The following is a 16,579-nucleotide window of genomic DNA, read 5'->3' on the forward strand; positions in this document are numbered from 1 at the left end:
CGATGAAAAAATCAGCTGCGAATATCCTGCGTGAATACGGGCCGTTTTCCGGCGCCGAGCGCGTCAATGGCGTCACCTTCGACGGCCGGCATGTCTGGTTCGCCTCCGGCGACAGGCTGAACGCGCTCGATCCGGAAAGCGGCGAGGTGGTGCGCTCGATCGAGGTCGCCTCTCATGCCGGAACGGCTTTCGACGGCGAATTCCTCTATCAGATCGCCGAGGATGTCATCCACAAGATCGATCCGAAGACCGGCCGCATCCTTTCCACCATCCCCGCACCCGGCAATGGCGGCGATTCCGGCCTTGCCTGGGCCGAGGGCACGCTCTGGGTGGGCCAGCATCGCGGCCGCAGGATCCACCAGATCGATCCAGAGACCGGCAAGATCCTGCGCACCATCGAGTCCAACCGCGTCGTGACAGGCGTCACCTGGATCGACGGCCAGCTCTGGCATGGCACCTGGGAGGGCGACGACAGCGACGTCAGGCGCATCGATCCGGAAACCGGGGAAGTGCTGGAGCGGCTTGATATGCCGGAAGGCACCGGCGTCTCCGGCCTCGAATCCGACGGCGCCGACCGCTTCTTCTGCGGCGGAGGCGGCAGCGGTAAAATCCGCGCGGTGCGCCGGCCGGGATAAGGTTCTCTTGACCTCGGCGCAATTGCGACGGAAGCGAGAGCGATATCAAAGCGAGCCGACAGGCCACCTGTACAGGATTCTCCGGATGGCTAACCTCACCTGTTCCTCGGACGGGGGATCGACTTCGAAATAGGTGCCGAACCGCGTCGTCAATGCTGTTATCTCATCATCCGAAATGGCGGAGAGCATCTCCGGCGTCACCCGATCGCCGAGAATATCGAGGATCACCTCATAGCACTCGTGCGCGGAGGCATCCTCGAACGGCACGGGCGGGCAGATGGCGTCGCCGAATTCCTCTCCGGCAGCCTGTTCGAATTCCATTCTCGACATGTCGTTCATGGCTTGTACTCTTCAAACAAAAGCGCCATGCCGATCGCGTTGATGAACCGGCCGTCGATGCGTGCAGCGCGCCGGATTATGCCCTCGCGCACGAAGCCCAATTTTTCGTAAAGAGCGATCGCCCGGCTGTTGTCTTCGTAAACATCGAGTTCGACTCTGGCGAAACCGGTCTTCTGTGCGGCTCTTAATGTCGTCTCCATCAGCCTTCGTCCCAGACCCTGGCCGCGATAGGCGGGAAGGATTCCCATTCCGAGGCGTCCGCGGTGGGCGTTCGAGGGGAAGAAATGCCGGCTGATATCACACCAGCCGACGACCTCTTCACCCGTGACGGCAACGAATTGCGGATTGCCTTTTGCAATCATGCCCATCACGAACTCACGTGTCTGCGGCAGCGGCGTTGCTTCGATCATCGACAGGTATTTTTTCTCCCGCGCGACGATGTCGAGCGTGCGATGAAAGCTGTCGATATGGGCGGCAGCGATCGCTTCGATTCTGATGCCCGACATATCAGGTGACGCTCCTGCGTCCATGTTCTTCTCCTTGGATTGCGCCGGAAGGTGCCAATCTGCGGCTGAGCCGGAGCGCAAGCAAGGGCAATCTTCCGTGGTCAGGCTGAAGCTTGGTAACGAGCGCAATTCATCGTCCGTCAACTTTTGCGTGTCAACTTCCAGGGAAGGGGCGCCATCAAAAGGTTGCGGGTATTGAAGGTCCGGCTCACATCGCACATTACGCTCGTCCTGGTGACGCTCACCTGCGCGGCGGCCGTGTTGCTGTGCGGATTTGCGTGGCTCGCCGCGGTGAAGGTCGATGATCTCTATTTGCGCCGGCAGGCCGACTTCGTCACCCAAGGGTTGGAAGAGCAGATCAATGCGCTTCCCCGGGAACAGGAAAGCGTCACCAAATGGGACGACGCCTTCCTTTATGCCAAGCAGCGGAACCATGAATGGCTGCTTGACAATGTCGGCCGCTGGACGAGCCAATATTTCGGGCACGACAGAACTTATATCTTCGACGATACCAATCGCCTGATGTTTGCCTTCCGCGATGGAACGGACACAATGCCGCCGCGCCTCGGCAGCGACGACGGCCAGGAGATGGCGGCGCTGGCGGGCGAGATGCGCGCTGCTCTCCTCGAGAGCACAAAGCCGGGCGCCGAACCGCTTGGCCAACTCGCCAGGGTCCGCACGATCATGATCGGCAACCGGCCGGCGATAATAAGCGCGCGCCCCATTCTGCCGAGCTCGACAAGGATGCAAATCGAGGCCGGCCAGGAGTTCATCGCCGTCTCGGTCAAGTTTCTCGACGGAAAGGCGGTCGAAAGTATCGCCCATTATGCGCGGCTCGAAGGATTGCATTTTACCGCATCGAAGAGTGATGCACGGGCGCAGGTGCCTGTATCGTCGCATGACGGCGGCACGATCGGCTATCTCGTCTGGCAGCCGATCCGGCCGGGCTTCATGCTGCTTCAGCAGATCGCGCCGGCGGGGCTCGGCTGCCTAGCCCTGCTGATCGCCGCGGTGTTCTGGCTCGGACGAGGACTGCATCGCACCTCGCTGACCCTGCTGGACAGTCAGGCTGAGCTCACCCACCATCGCAACCACCTGGAAGAGATGGTGGCGGATCGAACCGCAGAAATCGAAAGACAGAGGGAAGAGCTGGACCGCCTGCTGGTACACGAACGCCAGGTGAATGCGCTCCAGCGCCAGTTCGTCGCCATGGCCTCGCACGAGTTTCGAACCCCGCTTGCAATCATCGACGCCGCCGCCCAGCGGCTCTGCCGCTCGACGACCAATGTCAGCGGCGAGTATGTTCACGAAAAAGCCGGAGTGATCCGAAGCGCGGTGGTGCGCATGGTCGATCTGATGGAGAGCATCCTTGCCAGCGGCCGGCTCGAAACCGGACAGATCATATTGAAGCGGAGCGAAGGCGATCTGAAAGCCCTGCTCGTCACCTGCTGCGACCGACAGCGAGAGCTCAGCCGCTCGCACATCTTCCATCTCGATCTCGAGCTGATGCCCGATCTATTGACCTTCGATCGAAGCGCGATGGAACAGGTCTTCACCAACCTGATTTCCAATGCCGTCAAATATTCGCCCAATGCGCCTGACATTCATGTTCGCGCCCGGGTTGATGAAAAGAAGGTGGAAATCGCCATCGCCGATAGCGGCATCGGCATGGATGCGGATGACCTGCCGAAACTGTTTCAACCCTATTACCGGGCCCGCAGCGCCACGGGCATTGCCGGAACCGGCATCGGCCTGAATGTCGTCAAGCAGGTTATCGAGCTGCATGGCGGCAGCGTCGAGGTGACGAGCGAGCTTGGCAAGGGCACAACATTTACCATTTCTCTGCCAATAGAGTCTTTATTGTCGGATCAACAAGTCGCAGCTTAAGGAAGAGCTCATGGTTACCGTCCTGTGCATAGAAGACGAAGTCGAGATCCGGAATCTCCTCGTCGAAGAGTTGAGCGAAGCCGGCTACAAGACGCTCGAGGCCTCGAACGGCGCCGAAGGCCTGGAAATGATCCTGTCGAAATGGCCGGACATCGTCATCAGCGATATTTCCATGCCCGTCATGGACGGGCACCAGCTTCTGGCGGAAATCCAGATCAACCACCCCGAGCTCTCCAACATCCCCTTCATCCTGCTGACGGCGCTGACCGACCGGGAAAACACGCTCGCCGGCCTTCGCGCCGGAGCGGCGGACTACCTGACGAAGCCGCTCGATTTTGATCTGCTGCTCGCCAAGCTCGAAGGCTGCGTGACGCGGCTGGAGAACGACAAGGCGGTCAATCGGTCGTTTTGAGGTGTGGCGCTGAACGGGGTGATGGCGCCCAAGAGAGCCTCATCCTGAGTGCTTCGCAGCGGTCTTGCAGGAGTCGCGGCCTTCAAGAGAGCCTCATCCTGAGGTGCCCCGCAGGGGCCTCGAAGGACGAGGCGGGTGCTCTGAAGTTCGACGAATGCAAGAAGCGGCGTTGAGCGTGCCCTTCGAGGCTTCGCCCTCACGGGCTACGCGCCTCAGGATGAGGGGTGTCGGAGGGTACCGCGCTGTAATCGCGGGCGCAGGAGAATGTGCACGGCCTTCAAGAGAGCCTTATCCTGAGGTGCTCGCATCGGTCTTGAAGGCAAACGCGGCCTTCCAGAGAGCCTCATCCTGAGGTGCCCCGCAAGGGGCCTCGAAGGACGATGCGGGTGCTCTACGACCTCATCTGCCTCCCCAATACCTCCCCCAGCACCTCGAACACCCGCCGATCCAGCATCTGTGACACGTTGAACCGCATGAAATTCGTCGCCGACTGGGACAGGCTGAAAGCATTGCCGGGGGCAAGCACGACCTTCCTTTCCAGCGCGGCCCGCGCCACGTCGGCCGCATCGATGCCGTCGGGCAGCCGGCACCAGAGGAACATCCCGGCCGGCGGCTCCAGCCAGGGCGTTATATCAAGGCCTTTCAGCCGGGCCGAGACCTCGCCCATTGCCCGGGAAAGCCGCTGTCTCAGCGTCTCCATGTGTTTGCGGTAGCTGCCGTCGCTCAAGACGTTCAGCACCAGTTCCGCCGTCAGCCGGCCGCCGCCGAAGGAGGTGGCGATCTTGAGATCGGTCAGTCCGTCGACCCATTCGGGTTTGGCAGCGATAAAGCCGCAACGAGCCGAGGCGGAGAGCGTCTTCGAAAAGCTGCCGATGTGGATGACCCGCTCGAGCCCGTCGAAGGCGGCAAGGCGGGGCGCCGGCATATGTTCGAAATCGGCGAAAATATCGTCCTCGATGATGGTGAGGTCGAACTGATCGGCGAGTTTCAGCAGCCGGTGGGCCGTCACCGGCGAAAGCGTTGCGCCAGTCGGATTGTGGATGGCTGAGTTGGTGATGTAGAGCCGCGGCCGGTGTTCGGCGACAACCTGGGCAAACAGCTCGATATCGGGACCGGACGGCGTATAGGGCACGCCGACGATCTTTGCCCGATGGGCGCGCAGCAGCGCGTGGAAATTGAAGTAGCAGGGGTCGTCGACCAGCACCGTGTCGCCGGGCTCCAGCAGGAAACGGCAGAGCAGATCGATTGCCTGGGTGCCGGAATCGGCCAGCATGATCTGGTCGGGGGAAGCTTCGATGCCGCGTTCGCCCATGCGCCGCGAAATCAGCTGGCGCAGTGGCGGCAGGCCGAGCGGCGAACCGTAATCGGCAAGCGCCGCCCCGTCGGCACGGGCAAGTGTTCTCAGCCCGCGGCGCATGGCTTCGCCGGGCAGCCAGGAGGGCGGCAGCCAGCCGCAGCCGGGCTTCAAGTCGCTCTCGCCGGCCTCCAGCGATTGCCGTGATATCCAGAAGGGATCGACGGCACGGTCGAGTTTTGGCCCGGCCTCGGCCAGCGCAAAGGGTGCTGCGTGGTTGGCGACATAGAAGCCGGAGCCTGGTCTCGCCAGGATCGCGCCTTCGGCGACCAGGCGCTCATAGGCATCGACCACGGTCGAGGTCGACAGCTTCAACGTCGCCGCCAATCCCCGGACCGAGGGCAGCCTTGCGCCAGGCGTCAGGCTGCGGCCGGCAATGCGCTGCCGGATCGTTGCGATCACCATCTCGACGCGTGTGCGTCCTGCCAGTTCTTCGTTCATCTGTACTGCTTTCCGAACCATAACAGTTTGTCGAAATCGTATCAGACTGTCACTATCCTGACCATCCGTCCTGGTCGATAAAGGCTGAAGCGCGCGGCTTTCGAATTTGATTCAAGTGGTGCGCCTTAGGTCGTTGATTTCATACATGCTGTCCAAACCTGAGGGCGCTTGGACGGCATGGATCGGGAAGGAAGAGTACATAATGGAACGCATGACGGCAGGATGGATCAACGGCTTGGTCGGCGTGGTGATCTTCAGCGGCTCGCTGCCGGCGACGCGCGTCGCGGTGGCGCAGTTCGATCCCGTGTTCCTGACCGTCGCGCGCGCGGCGATCGCCGGGGTCTTGGCGCTCTGCCTGCTGATCATCTTTCGTGAGAAACGGCCGTCAGGGCGTGATATCGTCTCGCTGGTCGTCGTCGCGCTCGGCGTCGTGGTGGGCTTTCCGCTGCTGACGGCGCTGGCACTGCAGCATGTCACCTCGGCCCATTCCATCGTCTTCATCGGCCTGCTGCCGCTGGCAACCGCGACCTTCGGCGTCATCCGCGCCGGCGAGCGGCCAAAGCCGGCCTTCTGGCTCTTTTCCATTCTCGGCAGTGCGCTGGTGGCGGGCTTTGCCTTGGCGCAAGAGGTCACCGCATCGCCGGTCGGCGACGTCCTGATGCTGGCGGCTGTCCTGGTCTGCGGTCTCGGTTACGCCGAAGGCGGCAGGCTGTCGCGCACGCTGGGCGGCTGGCAGGTGATTTCCTGGGCGCTGGTGCTGTCGCTGCCGCTGATGGTCACGGTCGCCTTTCTATACCGGCCAGTGAGTTTTGCCGGCATCGAAATGCCGGCGCTCGTCGGCCTTGCCTATGTCTCGCTGTTCTCCATGCTGATCGGCTTCATCTTCTGGTATCGCGGCCTCTCCCAGGGCGGCATCGCCGCCGTCGGCCAGCTGCAGCTGCTCCAGCCCTTCTTCGGCCTGGCGCTCGCCGCCACCCTGCTGCGTGAGACGGTGACATGGAGCATGCTGGCTGTAACGGTCGCCGTTATTCTGTGCGTGGCGGGGGCGAGGAGATTTGCACGGTAGGGCTTGCGCCGGCCTCCGCCGGTCACAAAGCCGCCGCGCAATCGTCAGCAAATAGCCCTGTTACCGCCGCATCCTGCCCTTTTCAGGCTTCATCGTCGCGACCTCGCCGGCCTTTTCAGCGGCCGAGCGATCGACCGAGGCGGTCTTGCTGCCGTCAAATCACGCACGTGAAAAGGAACGAATATGATCACTCGTTACACACCTGTCGCAATGATGACCGCTGCAGTCTTCAGCCTGCTGGCGTTCAGCCCGGCTTCGGCTGTCGAGATGGCCCAAGCAGGGCAGCAGCCGGCCGCGCAGGGCCAGGCGCCGATGCAGGGGCAGAGCGGCGGCACGGCTGCGCCGGCGGCCGTCAGCGATCAGAAACTCGAGGCCTTTGCCGTCGCCTACCTGCAGGTCGATAAGGTCCGGCAGCAATATTCGGCCGAGATCGACGCGACGAAGGACGAGGCCGCCAAGCAAAAACTGCAGGAAGAGGCCAAGAAGGAGATGGTCGAAACCGTCCAGTCCTCCAACGACATCTCGGTTGAGGAATATTCCTCGATCCTGACGGCCGCGCAGAGCGACCCGGCTCTCGCCAAGAAGGTCCTGGACAAGATCGGAACACCGCCGCCGGCGCAGTCGCAACAGCAGCAATAGGCAGCGCGGCCCTGTAACATCCCTAAGTCGGACGAAGGGGCGGGCAAGCTGAAAGTCCATGCGGCGAGTGGGCGCGAAATCCCACTTGCCGATCTCCCCCTTGTGGGGGAGATGCCGGGCAGGCCAGAGGGGGCCACACACACCGTCCGATAAGACAATCCGCCTTCTACCGCACGTCAAGCCGCCGACGTCGAGCCTGTGACACCCGCCAGCGTCACATCCGTCACCCCGCCTGACGATTCGAAGTCGAAGATCTTTTGCGTCACCAGCGCTGCCGCACCCCGCGCCCAGGAATTGTCTTCCCAGTCGGGCAAAAGCGGCGGGGCGGTGCGGAAGGTGCGGGCGGTGAGGGCTTCGCGCAGCGGCGTGAGGAAGGCCTCGCCGAGGGAGACGGCTTCGCCGCCGGCGACGATGACTTCGGGGTCGGTGATGTTGACGAGGTTGGCGAGCGCGGTGCCGATGCCGCGGCCGGAATCTCCGACGAGGGTGAGGGCGGTGGCATCGCCTGAGGCGAGGGCGGTGCGCAGTTCCGGCAGGCCGAGGTCCTCGCGGCCGGTCGTTTCGCGCCAGCGGCGCAGCATCGACAGTTCGGAGTGATAGGCCATGAGACAGCCGCGCTTGCCGCATTCGCAGAGGCGGCCGCCTTCCTCGAACAGCGTGTGGCCGAACTTGCCGGCCGCGCCGTTGGCGCCGCGATAGAGCTTGCCGTCGATGACGAGCGCACAGCTGATGCCGACGCCGACGGCGAGCACCGCCATGTTGCGGTGCTGGCGGCCGAGGCCGAAGAGCTGCTGGGCGATGGCGTAGGCGTTGGTATCGTCCTCCAGCCAGACCGGCACATGGACGCGGGCGGCCACCAGCGAGGCGAGCGGCACGTTGTCCCATTGGAAGCGGTGGCTGCGCACGCAGGCGGTCTGCTCGTGGTTGATGACGCCGGGCATGGAGATGCCGATGCCGGCGAGCTTTGCCTTCGGCCGGCCAGCGAGCTTGACCAGTTCGGGCACGGTGCTCGCCAGCAGATCCGCGACATAGTCAGGATCGTGGCCCTCCAGGCCGACGCGCATGGCGGCGACGGGATTGGTGGCGAGATCGGTCGCCACGCATTCCACCGAATCCACCATCAGCTTGAAGCCGAGGGCGAGCGAGTGCTCGTAATTGATCTCGACGGGGATCGGCCGGCGGCCGGCGAGGCCGGGCACCGCCTTGCCCTCGGTGACGATGCCTTCCTCCAGAAGATCGGCGACGACGAAGGTGACGGCGGCCGGGGAGAGGCCGATGACGGTGGCGATATCGGCGCGGCTCCTCGGCCCTTCGCGTCTGAGAAGGTTGAGGATGAGGCGTCGGTTCATGGCTCTCGCCGTGGTCTGGTCGCCTTTCAGCTTCACGATGCATTCCTTAATTTTGTAAATTAATTATTGCGGGCTCGCTCAATCTATGCATAACTTCGCCCGCCGATCAACTGAAGCCGGGGCGAATGTACGCCGGGCATCGCAGGGCGACCGGCGCGTTGAATGCCTGATCGAGCGCGTTCCAAGGAGGGGGCCGCTTGGGCCGGGCGGTGTCGATCGATCAACTGGGAGGAATTCAATGGCATTTTCGAAGCAATTTCCCGAAACCACCCGCAGAAGCTTCCTGAAAGGGGCGGGCGCTGTTTCCGCGGCCGCGGTCACCGGTGCGGCCACCGGCGGCTTTCCGATCCCGGCGATCGCGCAGGCGCAGGAGGTCACGATGATCTCGGCCGAGAACAACGGTGCGGCACTCGACGCGCTGAAGGCGATCGCGGCGGGCTTCACCAAGGAATCCGGCGTCAACGTCGTCATCAACAATATGGATCACGAGGCGCACAAGACGGCGATCCGCAACTATCTCGTTGCCGGCGCGCCGGATGTCTGCTCCTGGTTTTCGGGCAACCGCATGCGCGCCTTCGTCAAGCGCGGCCTGTTCGACGATATTTCCGACCTGTTCGAGAAGGAAAAATACAAGGACGTGCTGGGGGCGACGGCCGGCGCCGTCACCGAGGACGGCAAGCAATACGGCCTTCCCACCGGCGGCACGCTCTGGGGCATGTTCTACCGCAAGGATGTGTTCGAGCAGCATGGCCTGACGGTGCCGAAGACGGCCGACGACTTCATGGCCTATGGCGACAAGTGCAAGGCGGCCGGCATCACGCCGATCGCGATCGGCACCAAGGAATTGTGGCCGGCGGCCGGCTGGTTCGACCAGATGAACCTGCGCATCAACGGCCTCGACAAGCACATGGCGCTGATGAACGGCGAGATGAGCTATCTCGATCCGTCGCTGACTGATGTCTTCGACCAGTGGGAGGCGATGATATCAAAGGGCTTCTTCACGCCGAACCACACCTCCTTCGGCTGGCAGGAGGCCGCGGCCCTTCTGGCGCAGAAGAAGGCCGGTATGATGAACCTCGGCGCCTTCCTGCGTTCCGCCTTCACCGAAGCGGACCTGCCGCAGCTCGCCTACGCCACCTTCCCGGTGCTCGACGCCAAGGTCGGCCATTTCGAGGAGTTCTCGGTCAATTCGATCCACATTCCCGCCAAGGCTAGGAATAAGCAGGGCGCGCGCGATTTCCTCGCCTATTTCTACAGGCCGGAAAACCTCGCGGCCTATCTGGAGCCGGGCGGCAACGTGCCGCCGCGCCACGACCTGCCGCCGAGCAAGGATCCGCTCGTCAACGTCGCTGTCGAGACGATGAAGACGGTGCAGGGCACCTCGCAATATTACGACCGCGACAGCGACCCCGACATGGCCCAGGCCGGCCTCGTCGGCTTCCAGGAGTTCATGGCCAAGCCCGACCGGCGCAAGGCGATCCTGACGCGCCTCGAGGGGACGCGGAAGCGGATTTATAAGATCTAGGTCCGGAACGTGTTTGGCGTTTGCCCCTCACCCTAACCCTCTCCCCGCTTGCGGGGAGAGGGGACGTGCCCTGCGAGATGTTGGCGAGGGACGGAGAGGTTGCGGCGTTTCCCCTTCGCCCCGTTTACGGGGAGAAGGTGGCGGCAGCCGGATGAGGGGCTGCCCCACGAGGGTCGCTCGCTCTTATCCTTAAACAAGGTTCTCAAGATGCAGACATTATGGCGCCGCCAGCGTTGGTGGCTTACCCCGACTTTGCTTATCGCGCCTGGTATCGCGCTGTTCTTCACCGTCATCCTGCTCTCGGCGGTCAGGAGCGTCTGGATCAGCTTTCACGAATGGGACGGGTTCGGGCCGATGGTCTGGATCGGGCTCGGCAATTACGTCGAGCTTTACAGCGATCCGCAATTCTACGTGTCGCTGAAGAACAACCTGATCTGGCTCGTGATGTTCATGGCCGCGCCGCCGATCGGACTCGCGATTGCGCTCTTGGTCAACCAGAAGATCGCAGGCATGCGCTTCCTGAAGTCGCTGTTCTTCATTCCGCTGGTGCTTGCGTCCGTCACCGTCGGCGTCGTCTTCACCTGGGTCTATACGCCGGAGTTCGGGCTGCTGGCGCTGATCTTCCGAGCCTTCGGCGCGGTGGCGCCGGCCGTGCTTTCCGACGAGCATTTCGTCACCTTCGCCATCGTCATCGCCGCCCTCTGGCCGCAGATCACCTTCTGCATGGTGCTTTATCTCGCCGGTCTCAACAATCTCAGCGAAGAGCTGATCGGGGCAGGGCGCGTCGATGGCGCCAGGGGCTGGTACATGCTGCGCCACATCGTGCTGCCGCAGCTGACGCAGGTCACCTTCATCGCCATTGCCGTCACAGTCGTCGGCGCGCTTCGCTCCTTCGACATGATCTCGGTGATGACGGCGGGCGGGCCGTTCGGATCCTCCTCGGTGCTTGCCTACCAGATGTACGAGCAGTCGATCTTCTCCTACCGCTTCGGCTACGGCGCGGCGATCGCCTCGGTGCTCTTCGTGATCATGGCCGTCTTCATCGCCTGGTATCTCACCCACATCATCCGCAGCGAAGAGAGGGGAGGCTGATGTATCCTCGTCCCATTCCCGAAAGCGCGATCTGGCAGCGCCGGCTCTATGTCTCGGCCGTCGTCCTCGTGCTCATCCTCTGGCTCTGCCCGCTCTTTGCCATCATCCTCACTTCCTTCCGCTCGACGGCTGATGTGATGGGCGGCAATCTCTGGGGCTGGCCGACCGAGATCGGCCTCATCGACAATTACCGGGCCGTCTTCACCGACACGCCGATGGCGCGCTATTTCCTGAACAGCCTGATCATCACCATCCCCTCGGTGATCGGCGTGCTGGTGCTGTCGACGCTCGCGGGCTTCGTGCTGTCGCGCTACCGCTTTCGCGGCAACATGCTGATCTTCGCGCTCTTCGTCGGCGGCAATTTCCTGCCGCACCAGATCATGATGATCCCGGTGCGCGACCTGATGGTGCGGCTCGACCTGATCGATACGACCGTGGCGCTGATCATCTTCCACGTCGCCTTCCAGACCGGTTTTGCGACACTCTTCATGCGCAATTTCATCGCGGCCCTGCCGGACGAGCTGTTCCAGGCGGCCCGCGCCGAAGGCGCCTCGCCCTTCCAGACGCTCATCCATGTGGTGATCCCGCTGGTCAGGCCGGCGCTTGCGGCGCTTGCCATCCTGATCTTCACCTTCGTCTGGAACGATTATTTCTGGGCCGTGGTGCTGACCGTCAGCGACAGCGTCAAGCCGGTCACTGCCGGCCTTGCCAATCTGCGCGGCGAATGGGTCTCGGCCTGGAACCTGGTTTCGGCAGGCACGATCATCGTCGCCGTGCCGCCCGTCGTGATGTTCTTCCTGATGCAGCGGCACTTCATCGCTGGCCTCACCATGGGCGCGGTGAAGGGATGAGCCGGCGTCTTCCGTTTCAACAAGAGAGGGCCAGGATATGACCAGTCTCGAACTCCGAGAGATCAACAAGAATTACGGCGCCTATCATGCGCTGCGCGGCATCGATCTCACGGTCGCGCAAGGCGAGTTCATCGTCATGGTCGGGCCCTCCGGCTGCGGCAAGTCCACGCTGCTCAAATCCATCGCCGGCCTGGAGACGATTTCCTCGGGCCAGATCGTCATCAACGGCCGCGATGTGACACGGCAGGAGCCCGGCGATCGCGGCATCGCCATGGTCTTTCAGTCCTACGCGCTTTATCCGCATATGACGGTGGCCGAAAACATGGGCTTTGGCCTGCGCATGGCCAAGCGGCCGAAGGCCGAGATCGATGCCGCGGTCGCCCGCGCCGCCAAGATCCTGAGGATCAGCGACCAGCTCGACAAACGGCCGAAGCAGCTTTCCGGCGGCCAGCGTCAGCGCGTGGCGATCGGCCGGGCGATCACCCGCTCGCCCGAGGTTTTCCTGTTCGACGAGCCGCTGTCGAACCTCGATGCGGCGCTCAGAACCCAGATGCGGGTAGAGCTCAGCAGCCTGCATGCCGAGCTCGGCGCCACCATGGTCTACGTCACCCACGACCAGGTGGAGGCGATGACCATGGCAAGCCGCATCGTCGTGCTCAATCAGGGCATCATCGAGCAGGTCGGCTCGCCGCTGGAGCTTTACCGCAATCCCGACAATCTCTTCGTCGCCGGCTTCCTCGGCGCCCCGCGCATGAATTTCCTCGGCGTCACCGTCGATGCCGTCTCCGGCCTGAATGTGACCGTTTCCGCGCCCGGCCTGTCGCCGCTGACGGTGGAGCTCGCCCAGCCGGCGACGCTTTCGAAAGGCGCCGGCCTGACGCTCGGCGTCCGCCCGGAGGCGATCTCGGTGGTGGCCGAGGGCAGCGAGAGCGGCGCTGTGCATGGCGAGGTGCGCCTCGTCGAGCATCTCGGCCGCGAGACCATTCTCTATGTCGATGCCGGCAGTCTCAGCACCATCGCGTCGGAAAGCGGCACCGGCAACATCACCGCCCAGCTCAGCTACGTCGCGCCTTTCGCCGCCGGCCAGAAGGTGGCGCTGAAGCTCGATGCGCGCGAACTCTATCTCTTCTCTCCCGATGGCGGCCGCACGATCAGCGCCCGCAAGACCATTCTCGACAAATAGGAAAGACCAGCCCCGTGTCCGACAAGACCCTCTCCGTATGGAACACCGTCAAGACCGATCGCTTTCTCGTTGGCGCCCCGCACTATCCCGAGCATGTCGACGAAAGCTATTGGGAGCGCGATGCCGAGCGCATGGCGAAAGCCGGCTTCAACGTCGTGCGCATGGCCGAATTCGCCTGGCATATTCTCGAGCCGAAGCTCGGCACCTATGATTTCGATCTCTTCGACCGCGCCATATCAATGCTCGGCCGCCACGGCATCGATACGATCATGTGCACGCCGACGGCGACGCCGCCGCGCTGGCTGACCGCGGCCCACCCTGAAATTTTAAGGGTCGACGGCAAGGGCCGGCCGATGAGTCACGGCTCGCGCCAGCATTGCGACACCGCAAGCCCGGTCTTCCGCGAGCACAGCAAGCGCATCACCAAGGCGATGGCCGAGCACTACCGCGACAACCCTTTCGTCGTCGGCTGGCAGACCGACAATGAGCTCAACACCAGCATGCCGGAGAGCTTCTCCAAGGCGACACTCAGCGAGTTCCAGCTGTTTCTTGCCGATCAATACGGCGAGATCGCCAGGCTCAACCAGGCCTGGGGCGGCGATTTCTGGGCGACGGCCTATGACAGCTTCGACCAGGTGGTGCTGCCGATCGAATTCGGCCCGACCTTCCCGAGCCCCGGCCACCTGCAGGATTACCACCGCTTCCTCGCCTTTTCGACGGCGCGCTTCCAGCACGATCAGGTGGAGATCCTGCGCGCGGTCAAACCCTCCTGGTTCGTCTTCCACAATCTCGGCGGCTTGCGAGATATCGATTTCCGCGGCCAGTTCAGCAAGGATCTCGATTTCGTCGGCTACGACATCTATCCGATGCTCTATGACGAGTTCATGCGGCTCGGCAACCACGCCAAGGTGCAGGCGCTGCATCTCGATATCTGCCGCGGCTTCTCCGGCAATTACATCGTGCCCGAGCAGCAATCGGGCTTCGGCAGCCAGCCGGGCTTCTGCACGCTGACGCCGGAGCCGGGGGAGCTGCGCCGCATGGCGCTTTCCTCGGTCGCACACGGGGCCGACGGCCTGATGTTCTTCCGCTGGCGGCCGGCCCATTTCGGCGCCGAAATCTACTGGATGGGCATCATCGACCATGACGATATCGGCCGCCACCGCTATGAGGAGGCCAGGCGCTTCGCCGCCGAGATGATCGCGCTGCAACCCAAGATCCTCGGCACCTATGTGCGCATGGATGTCGGCATCGCCGGCTCCGATTTCGACAATCAGGAAGCCCACAAGACCTATCCGATCGGCCTGCCGAGCCCGCAGGACGATGCGATCCTCATGCACCAATATTGCTACGACCGCGGCATCGCCTGCGGCTTCATCCATCCCGAGGACGATCTCTCCAGGCTGAAGCTCTTCTACGTCCCCCACTGGGTGATGTGGAAGGACGAGTGGACGGCGAGGCTCGAAGCCTTCGCGGCCTCCGGCGGCACCGTCGTCATCGGCGCGCGCACCGGCACCCGCACGCAAGACAACCACGTCATCCGCGAAACCGCGCCGGGCACCGCACTTTCCAAGCTCACCGGCGTACGCGTCGAGGATTTCGGCCGCCTGGCCGCCCCCGGCGCCAATGGCCTGTTCGACGTGATGGAACGCTCCGGCGGCCTCGTCATCCCGCCGAACAAACCGGCCGAATCCCACCGCCGCCAGCGCCGCTTCAAGATCGGCAACCGCGAACTGCCCGCCGGCCATTTCTACGAAAACCTCACCATCGAGCCCGACGTCGAGATCATCGCCGCCTGGTCCAACCGCTACGCCGAGGGCCAGCCGATGGCGACCGCCCGCAAGGTCGGCAAGGGCCAGGTGGTCTATCTCGGCACCTACCTGACGCCGGAGCTGACCGACGCGCTGACCGAACGTCTCTTCCCGCAAGCCGGCATCGAGTCGCTGGTGGGCGGCCTGCCCGAAGGCGTCGAGGTGACGATGCGGATGAACGACGAGCGGCAGTTGCTCTTCGTGCAGAATTATACCGACCAGCCCGCATCGATCGGCGGCGTGCCGGCCGGGCGGGATCTGCTGGATAGAGAGAAACCGGTGAGGGGCACGCTCGAGCTTGGCGGTTATGGCTGTGCGATTGTGGAATTGGAGGGGTGAGGGGCGGCGCATAGGACGGTGATAGTCTAAGATGTGCCGTGTGACCCCCTCATCCGACCCTGCGGGCCACCTTCTCCCCGCTGGGGGAAGAGAGGGAGAATGCCGCTTCGCCATCGACCCTATTGCACGGAGTGCCTTTGAGCAGGCGGGTTCGTTGGGTAATGTCGGCGCGCCTTGCTCCCCCTTCTCCCCAGCGGGGAGAAGGTGGCCCGCAGGGTCGGATGAGAATCTGTGTTGGTTGTCAAGGTGGATTTGGGGTCCAGAGTCGATCCTGAGAGAGAAGACAGTTTGCCAGCACGAGCAGTTTGCGCATGATGGCGACAAGGACGACCTTGGCTGGTTTTCCTGCGGCTTTGAGGGTTTCTGCGAAACGCGCGAGCGCGGGATTGTAGCGAAATGCCGACAAGGCGGCCATGTAGAGGGCGCGCCGGGGTGCGGGCCTGCCGGCGCGGATGGAACGCCGTCCGGTTCGCGCACCGCTGTCGTTGGCGATTGGGGCCAGGCCTGCCAGCATGGCGGCCTGCTTGCCCGAACAACTGCCCAACTCGTCCATGCCGGCCATCAAGGCCAGGGCCGTGATGCGGCCGATGCCGGGAATGGAGGTGAGGATCTCGGCCTTGCGGCAGAGCTGCGGATCCTTGCCGACATATCGCTCGATCTCTTTGTCGAGACGGTCGATATGTTGTTCCAGCCTGCGCACGCGGCGGCTGAGTTCGCCGCGCAGAACCGCAGTGGTGGCGGTCTTGCTGCGATTTTGCAGGGCGGTAAGGTCGTCTTTGGCTGCCGATCGTGCATTGACCAGCTCCTGCAAGGCTTCGATGTGAGGACTTGGCGGCGCGGCAGCCGGCGGGCGCAGGCTCTCGGCCAAGAGCGCCAGGAAACGGGCGTCGAGCCGGTCGGTCTTGGCGAGATAGCCGCAGGCGCGGGCAAACATGCGTGCGCGCAGCGGATCGATCACGGCGACGGCAAAGCCGTCGCACCATAGCGAGCGATGGACGGGGCGATGGAACTTGCCGGTTGTCTCCATCACAATGCGTTCGGGCCGATACCTGGCCAGCAGCCGTTTCAGCTGGCCGATGCCGGCCTTGTCATTGCTAAACCGCCGGCTTTCGCCCAGCGGATGCAGATGAACATCCAGCCACTCTTTACTCAC

General features: G+C 63.3%; 15 protein-coding genes. 10 read left to right on the top strand and 5 right to left on the bottom strand.

Translation table 11 applies throughout. The features are described 5' to 3' along the window. Positions 1-2: 2 nt before the first annotated feature. Positions 3-635, top strand: coding sequence for a PQQ-binding-like beta-propeller repeat protein (locus tag CO671_RS26500; protein WP_097608416.1), 633 nt, complete (start codon positions 3-5; stop codon positions 633-635). A 45-nt stretch (positions 636-680) separates the two neighbouring features. On the opposite strand, the gene CO671_RS26505 is transcribed toward CO671_RS26500, so the two are convergent. After that, the gene (locus CO671_RS26505) at positions 681-974 is read right to left on the bottom strand and encodes a hypothetical protein (RefSeq protein WP_097608417.1); all 294 of its coding nucleotides are present in this window, start codon (positions 972-974) and stop codon (positions 681-683) included. Next, positions 971-1,504, bottom strand: coding sequence for a GNAT family N-acetyltransferase (locus tag CO671_RS26510; protein WP_097608418.1), 534 nt, complete (start codon positions 1,502-1,504; stop codon positions 971-973). Before CO671_RS26510 ends, CO671_RS26505 begins: the two co-directional genes overlap by 4 nt. 123 nt (positions 1,505-1,627) lie before the next feature. Here CO671_RS26510 and CO671_RS26515 point away from each other — a divergent pair, with 123 nt between their 5' ends. Together CO671_RS26515 and CO671_RS26520 are read left to right on the top strand one after the other, a co-directional pair. Continuing rightward, positions 1,628-3,367 (top strand): ATP-binding protein, encoded by a 1,740-nt coding sequence (locus tag CO671_RS26515; protein WP_097608419.1) that lies wholly within the window; start codon positions 1,628-1,630, stop codon positions 3,365-3,367. 10 nt (positions 3,368-3,377) lie between these two features. Continuing rightward, positions 3,378-3,779 carry a response regulator gene (locus CO671_RS26520; RefSeq protein WP_064682565.1) on the top strand — a complete coding sequence of 134 codons (402 nt, stop codon included), beginning with the start codon at positions 3,378-3,380 and terminating at the stop codon, positions 3,777-3,779. A 391-nt stretch (positions 3,780-4,170) separates the two neighbouring features. On the opposite strand, the gene CO671_RS26525 is transcribed toward CO671_RS26520, so the two are convergent. Next, positions 4,171-5,595 (bottom strand): PLP-dependent aminotransferase family protein, encoded by a 1,425-nt coding sequence (locus tag CO671_RS26525; RefSeq protein WP_097608420.1) that lies wholly within the window; start codon positions 5,593-5,595, stop codon positions 4,171-4,173. A 181-nt stretch (positions 5,596-5,776) separates the two neighbouring features. Here CO671_RS26525 and CO671_RS26530 point away from each other — a divergent pair, with 181 nt between their 5' ends. Both CO671_RS26530 and CO671_RS26535 read left to right on the top strand, forming a co-directional pair. After that, positions 5,777-6,640 carry a DMT family transporter gene (locus CO671_RS26530; RefSeq protein WP_097608421.1) on the top strand — a complete coding sequence of 288 codons (864 nt, stop codon included), beginning with the start codon at positions 5,777-5,779 and terminating at the stop codon, positions 6,638-6,640. A gap of 183 nt (positions 6,641-6,823) precedes the next feature. Further along, entirely contained in the window at positions 6,824-7,279 is a 456-nt protein-coding gene (locus tag CO671_RS26535) for a DUF4168 domain-containing protein (RefSeq protein WP_097608422.1), read from the top strand. 176 nt (positions 7,280-7,455) lie between these two features. On the opposite strand, the gene CO671_RS26540 is transcribed toward CO671_RS26535, so the two are convergent. After that, the gene (locus CO671_RS26540; RefSeq protein ID WP_097608423.1) at positions 7,456-8,664 is read right to left on the bottom strand and encodes an ROK family protein; all 1,209 of its coding nucleotides are present in this window, start codon (positions 8,662-8,664) and stop codon (positions 7,456-7,458) included. Positions 8,665-8,866: 202 nt separating this feature from the next. On the opposite strand from CO671_RS26540, the gene CO671_RS26545 reads away from it, so the two are divergent. The 5 genes from CO671_RS26545 (at position 8,867) to CO671_RS26565 (ending at position 15,426) form a co-directional block, all read left to right on the top strand. Next, positions 8,867-10,153: an ABC transporter substrate-binding protein gene (locus CO671_RS26545; protein ID WP_097608424.1), complete on the top strand. Its 1,287-nt coding sequence runs from the start codon at positions 8,867-8,869 to the stop codon at positions 10,151-10,153. A gap of 207 nt (positions 10,154-10,360) precedes the next feature. Next, complete coding sequence (locus CO671_RS26550; protein ID WP_097608425.1) at positions 10,361-11,245, top strand: sugar ABC transporter permease; 885 nt, start codon at positions 10,361-10,363, stop codon at positions 11,243-11,245. After that, complete coding sequence (locus CO671_RS26555) at positions 11,245-12,096, top strand: carbohydrate ABC transporter permease (RefSeq protein ID WP_097608426.1); 852 nt, start codon at positions 11,245-11,247, stop codon at positions 12,094-12,096. The genes CO671_RS26550 and CO671_RS26555 overlap by 1 nt, the downstream gene beginning before the upstream one ends. A gap of 37 nt (positions 12,097-12,133) precedes the next feature. Continuing rightward, the gene (gene ugpC / locus CO671_RS26560; RefSeq protein WP_097608427.1) at positions 12,134-13,279 is read left to right on the top strand and encodes a sn-glycerol-3-phosphate ABC transporter ATP-binding protein UgpC; all 1,146 of its coding nucleotides are present in this window, start codon (positions 12,134-12,136) and stop codon (positions 13,277-13,279) included. Positions 13,280-13,293: 14 nt separating this feature from the next. Beyond that, positions 13,294-15,426 (top strand): beta-galactosidase, encoded by a 2,133-nt coding sequence (locus CO671_RS26565; protein ID WP_097608428.1) that lies wholly within the window; start codon positions 13,294-13,296, stop codon positions 15,424-15,426. Between the two features lie 241 nt (positions 15,427-15,667). Here CO671_RS26565 and CO671_RS26570 read toward each other — a convergent pair. After that, positions 15,668-16,579 (bottom strand): transposase (locus tag CO671_RS26570; RefSeq protein ID WP_097608429.1); only part of this gene is annotated, 912 nt, incomplete at its 5' end.

Origin of the sequence: Rhizobium sp. M10 (genome assembly GCF_002531955.1) — a bacterium.
GTDB classification, from domain to species: domain Bacteria; phylum Pseudomonadota; class Alphaproteobacteria; order Rhizobiales; family Rhizobiaceae; genus Rhizobium; species Rhizobium etli_C.

Bases quoted from the DNA above. Each gene is read 5' to 3' on its own strand.
- CO671_RS26530 (WP_097608421.1), top strand. From the start codon at position 5,777: ATGGAACGCATGACGGCAGGATGGATCAACGGCTTGGTCGGCGTGGTG.
- CO671_RS26535 (WP_097608422.1), top strand. From the start codon at position 6,824: ATGATCACTCGTTACACACCTGTCGCAATGATGACCGCTGCAGTCTTC.
- CO671_RS26550 (WP_097608425.1), top strand. From the start codon at position 10,361: ATGCAGACATTATGGCGCCGCCAGCGTTGGTGGCTTACCCCGACTTTG.
- CO671_RS26525 (WP_097608420.1), bottom strand. From the start codon at position 5,595: ATGGTTCGGAAAGCAGTACAGATGAACGAAGAACTGGCAGGACGCACA.
- CO671_RS26520 (WP_064682565.1), top strand. From the start codon at position 3,378: ATGGTTACCGTCCTGTGCATAGAAGACGAAGTCGAGATCCGGAATCTC.
- ugpC (WP_097608427.1), top strand. From the start codon at position 12,134: ATGACCAGTCTCGAACTCCGAGAGATCAACAAGAATTACGGCGCCTAT.
- CO671_RS26505 (WP_097608417.1), bottom strand. From the start codon at position 974: ATGAACGACATGTCGAGAATGGAATTCGAACAGGCTGCCGGAGAGGAA.
- CO671_RS26545 (WP_097608424.1), top strand. From the start codon at position 8,867: ATGGCATTTTCGAAGCAATTTCCCGAAACCACCCGCAGAAGCTTCCTG.
- CO671_RS26555 (WP_097608426.1), top strand. From the start codon at position 11,245: ATGTATCCTCGTCCCATTCCCGAAAGCGCGATCTGGCAGCGCCGGCTC.
- CO671_RS26500 (WP_097608416.1), top strand. From the start codon at position 3: ATGAAAAAATCAGCTGCGAATATCCTGCGTGAATACGGGCCGTTTTCC.
- CO671_RS26510 (WP_097608418.1), bottom strand. From the start codon at position 1,504: ATGGACGCAGGAGCGTCACCTGATATGTCGGGCATCAGAATCGAAGCG.